At 38.5% G+C, this 4,879-nt stretch carries 6 protein-coding genes; 2 read left to right on the top strand and 4 right to left on the bottom strand.

Annotated features, from left to right (window positions below; translation table 11 throughout):
• Positions 1–54: 54 nt before the first annotated feature.
• Positions 55–402 carry a recombinase family protein gene (locus tag AC1UFB_RS18775; protein ID WP_482589720.1) on the bottom strand — a complete coding sequence of 116 codons (348 nt, stop codon included), beginning with the start codon at positions 400–402 and terminating at the stop codon, positions 55–57.
• 193 nt (positions 403–595) lie between these two features.
• Between AC1UFB_RS18775 and yfkAB the strand changes: the two genes are divergently transcribed.
• A complete protein-coding gene (gene yfkAB / locus AC1UFB_RS18770) occupies positions 596–1,777 on the top strand; it encodes a radical SAM/CxCxxxxC motif protein YfkAB (RefSeq protein WP_076512864.1) in 1,182 nt (393 codons plus the stop codon).
• A gap of 37 nt (positions 1,778–1,814) precedes the next feature.
• Here the strand turns inward: yfkAB and AC1UFB_RS18765 are convergent, their stop codons facing one another.
• Together AC1UFB_RS18765 and cax are read right to left on the bottom strand one after the other, a co-directional pair.
• Positions 1,815–2,627 (bottom strand): YfkD family protein, encoded by an 813-nt coding sequence (locus tag AC1UFB_RS18765; RefSeq protein WP_482589718.1) that lies wholly within the window; start codon positions 2,625–2,627, stop codon positions 1,815–1,817.
• A 129-nt stretch (positions 2,628–2,756) separates the two neighbouring features.
• Entirely contained in the window at positions 2,757–3,809 is a 1,053-nt protein-coding gene (gene cax / locus AC1UFB_RS18760; protein WP_025908666.1) for a calcium/proton exchanger, read from the bottom strand.
• A 203-nt stretch (positions 3,810–4,012) separates the two neighbouring features.
• Between cax and AC1UFB_RS18755 the strand changes: the two genes are divergently transcribed.
• Positions 4,013–4,423, top strand: coding sequence for a pyridoxamine 5'-phosphate oxidase family protein (locus AC1UFB_RS18755; protein WP_482589716.1), 411 nt, complete (start codon positions 4,013–4,015; stop codon positions 4,421–4,423).
• On the opposite strand, the gene AC1UFB_RS18750 is transcribed toward AC1UFB_RS18755, so the two are convergent.
• A complete protein-coding gene (locus AC1UFB_RS18750; RefSeq protein ID WP_100346356.1) occupies positions 4,418–4,639 on the bottom strand; it encodes a hypothetical protein in 222 nt (73 codons plus the stop codon). The two genes, AC1UFB_RS18755 and AC1UFB_RS18750, sit on opposite strands and share 6 nt — an antisense overlap.
• Positions 4,640–4,879 lie beyond the last annotated feature (240 nt).

Here is a 4,879-nt window from a genome sequence, read left to right as displayed (position 1 = left end):
TTTTTGAAAAACTACGTCACATTCCAAGGGATAAGTCTGTCTAATTTTGGATAATCAACACTCGTGATAAATTTTATCTAGTGTGTAGAGCAATAATCCTTCAGATTTAGCAAACTCCACAAAAGTTTCAAAGTCTTTCTTATTTCTTGTCAGCCTATCCTGATCTGTAACAAGTACACCATCATAGACATTTTTCTTTAAATTTACAAACATTCGCTTTAATTCAGGTCTATCCCAATCCTCTCCACTCCACTCCTCGGAGAATATTTCATAATCCATATTATTAATTTTTGCGTAATCCGTAAGCAGTTCAACTTGTCTTGCAATCTCAAGAGAGTCATCATTTTTTAATCGTGATTTTCTGACATAAATAGCTACTAACGTTCTTTTCTTTATAACCATTATGCTATATCTCCTTTCCTCAAGGGATTACAGTTAAATTGGTTAAATTGGTTATATTTGTAAATTTAATTATATCAAGTTTTATAAAAGATGCAAGATTTATTACATTCCATATCTCAAGGTATTTTACATTGACATACATGATATTTAGTACTCATAATATATATGGACTAATAAGATAGGAGTAATTTAAATGAATGAGCCAGTTACAACAAAATATACAAGTACCCCTGCAAATGACCCTTGGGAAGCTTACTTAGACATAAAAAAATACCAAAAGCCCACTCTTTCTAGTATAGAATTTACTACCACTTATCTATGTAATATGAGATGTAGACATTGTGCTGTTGGACACACTCTTACACATAAAGATCCTAATGGCCTTCCAATAGACTTATTACTGCAAAGATTAGACGAACTCCCTACCCTTAGAACGATAAGCATTACAGGCGGAGAACCAATGATGTCTCTAAAATCCGTAGAGAATTACGTGTTACCTCTATTGAAGTATGCTCATGATAAAGGAATATACACTCAAATAAACTCTAATCTTACATTAGATCTTGAGAGATACAAGATCATAGCACCTTATTTAGATGTGTTACATATTTCTCATAACTGGGTAACAGAAGATGAGTTTATAGATACAGGCTTTGCTATGATGAAAAGAAAACCAACTAGAGAACAGAGAAAAGCACTATTTGATAAAATAATCACAAACTCCAGAGCCCTAACAGATATGGGAGTTTTGGTATCTGCTGAAACAATGATAAATAATAGAACGGCTCCTCACCTCGAAAAAATCCATAAGCAAGTTGTGGAAGAGATGGGCTGCCAACGACACGAAATTCATCCTATGTATAATAGTGGATATGTTAAAGTAGCCGATTTTGATTACTTAAATGATAAAAGTAAACGTAGTGAATCGAGTGCACTTGAAACGTTGTCTTTACAAGATATGAGAAACGCTATTCATCACCTGCTTGATATCCGCGACGAAAACGTTTGGATGCTTTTTGGTACGCTGCCGTTCTATGCGTGTAACGATAACGAAGAAGATCAAGCGTTGTTAAAGCGTTTATACAGCAGCAAAAACGTAACGGTTCGCAACGATCCAGACGGCCGTTCTCGCTTAAACGTGAACATTTTTGATGGCGATATTATCGTTACGGACTTTGGCGATACGCCTCCACTTGGCAACATTCAAGATACAAAGCTGCAGGATGCGTTTGACACATGGCAGCAGTCATCGATTTCAAAAGAACTTAGCTGTCACTGCTCAGCTGTTTCCTGTCTTGGACCAAATATTCTGGTGAAAAACAGCTACTATAAAGACACGGACTTTTCAACACGCAAAGCGTTTCTTACAAAATAAGTAAAACCTCTCCTGTTAACGGGAGAGGTTTTGTTTATTAACGCGGCTGATCATACGCACCAAAACTCAATGATACATAATCCTGTACCGGAATCCATGCGCCGATACCTTGTGACGTCACGTTTTTCACAACAATCATGCGCTTGCTACCTTTCATGGTTAGATATACTTCACCGTACGTTACTTTTCCTTTTTCATGTACAGCCGGCGTGTATGCGTATAAGTAGCCGACTTTCTTCGGTGCGATGTTATACACCTGATCTTTTTTCGTTCCTGCTCCAATCATCGTTTGGAACGATAACGTTAGATTTGTTTTCTTTGAAGCTGTTAAAAGCATCATTTGCTTTACGTGGTCCGCTTCGTTAATACGAGACGTTAAGCCACCTTTTACAATGCTTTGGGATTCTTGGTTATAGTGCATTTGCTGCTGGGACTTCCCTGAACGATTATCATAATGATTTGTGTTTACCTTTTGATACTGCCAGTTCACGCTTGTTGCTTCGGATTCATAGTTAAGCGGCCATTGACCGAGATAAATCGTTGCTCGAAAACCAATTGCCCACGGTGTCTTTGAAATGGATGTTTCATTTAAAATACGAATTAAGTCCGGATTTTGAATTGGCACATTGGACGTTTCAAGCAATTCTTGAGACAGTTCACTTGGCTGTAAATAAGGCGTATCTTGACTCGTATTTGGATTTGTATTCTCCTTTGCAATATGAAGCGTAGAACTAGGAATTTGCACAGTTGTGCTTGGCGTTTTCGTCTCCTTGTTTTTCGCTTCTGTTGTATGCAAACCTGAAAATGACAACAAAATAGCGAACGTTACGATAGTTAATTGACGTAGCATATAAGAGCTCCTTTCAACCTCATAAATAGATGTATGCATAGTTTTTTCAAAGGAATAGCTCTTTATCCTGTTTTAGCCAAAGGGAATTATAACCAAAAAAAGCCGAGCACTCTCCAGCTCGACTTTTTCTTAGATTAAATAAAACCCAATTCCCATAATGATGTATGCACCTAATAAAACGGCACCTTCAAACCAGTTTGTATCTCCGTCATTTGAGATGGCCACAGTGACAAAGACTGCTGTTACCATGGCAATAAGCTCTGGCCACGTAAAGACAAGTGGCATTTGCTCCTCAAAAAGCAAAGAGATTAACACCAATACAGGGGCTACAAACATAGCTACCTGAAGCGTAGAGCCAATCGCAATCTCAACGGCCACACCCATCTTATTTTTCACAGCCATAATAATTGCAGATGCGTGCTCGGCTGCGTTTCCAACGATGGCCACGATAATAACCCCGATAAACAGCTCACTCCAGCCGAAGCGAAGCGCAACCGTTTCAATTGTATGTACTAAGCTCTCTGCCACGTAAGCAACGGCGACGGTCGCAAGCAGCAGCACAAGGATTGCTCTACCTTTTGACCATTCTGGCTCTTCGTGTTCTTCCGTTTGCTCGCTTTTATGCTGATATACACCGCGGTGCGTTACTAGTTTAAATAATAGTGCGGCTAAGTAAAGAAGAATTAACGTGATTGATACGCCAACGCTTAGTACCATCGTCTTTTGATTATTCATTCCTTGAGAGAATACTTCTGGAATAACAAAAGCTACAATCACTGCAAAAATTAACAATCCAGAGTTATGGCGCGCATCGTATACGTTAAATTCCTGACGCTTAAACTTTAATCCTCCAATAAAGAAAGATAAGCCCCCAACAAGAAGCAGATTTCCCAAAACAGAACCCGTTAATGAAGCTAATACAACACCGATCAATCCAGCTTTTAATGCGAAAATAGAAATGATAAGTTCAACGGCATTACCAAACGTTGCGTTTAACAATCCTCCGATTCGCGGTCCTGCGACCACAGCCAGACTTTCCGTAGCGCGCCCCATATATGCTGCCAAAGCTATAATGGTCAAGCAAAACACTGCAAACATGAGAACCTGCGACCAGTGCAGAAGATTACCAATCACCGATAGCGGAACACCAATGAGCACCATTATAAAAAACACTCGATTCATTCATATGCACCTACTTCTCTAAGTTAAATCCATTCACTCTACAAGCTTCGTCTTTCTAACGCTTGTTTATTCATTATCACTGTTACCTCTTTATTTTTTAAAGTTAAACTTTTTTATGAACAAAATAAATTCTTCTTTAAGAAAATGTTTAAAAAAAGGCCAAACTAGCAAAAGTAAGAAAGATGAAGAAAGGAATTGAGCATATGTCAGATGTAAAACAAAAAGTACTATCTATTTTAGATAACTATAAGGTTGGCACGCTTGCCACAATCCAAAATAACAAACCCTATTCTCGCTTTATGATGTTTTCTCACGACGACCTTGTACTTTACACAGCAACAAACAAAAACACGCACAAGGTTGACGACATTCAATCTAATCCATACGTTCATATTCTCCTCGGCTATGACGGCCAAGACTGGAATGATCCGTATGTTGAAATCGAAGCAAAAGCTCTAATTGAAGACAACAAAGAACTAAAAGAAACGTTTTGGAACGACCATTTAAAAGAATGGATTAACAGCCCAGACGACCCAAACTACGTGCTCCTTCAGCTAACACCTGAAAATATTCGCTACTTCGAAAAAGCAGGTAGCGAACCTGAAGGGTTATAATCCTTTAAAAAGAGTTTGGGACATAACAAAATGATTGCTTCTAAGAGACGAACAATAGCTGTTCCAATCTTTTTGGTTTGTCTGAACACGTTCGTTCCATTGCGCTACGGCCACTCGCTTTCCGCGGGGAGGAACCTGAGCTTCCTCGCTGCGCTGCGGGATCTCAGTTTTCCCTCTCTTTCCCGCAGGAGTCGAGTGTCCTACGCTCCATTCCACCCTGTTTCCAACATTGTTTTCACAATCAACAAAAAAACTGAACGATTAAAAGTGAGAAACTCTCAATCGTTCAGGTTTATCATTGGCTGAATTACTTATGTCCCAGCCTCTTTTTTATGCTTTTAGCTTTATATAGTCAATAAAGCTGATGAATTTTTATTTTTTTAAAAAACTATATAAGTTGAATTTATCTTTTACAATCGAATGCACAATCGATCAATAACTTTTCTAGGTGAGTCA

This window comes from Priestia sp. KCTC 13724, assembly GCF_056820425.1.
The sequence above is the reverse complement of the archived record's forward strand: the minus strand, read 5'-3'. Positions and strand labels throughout refer to the sequence as shown.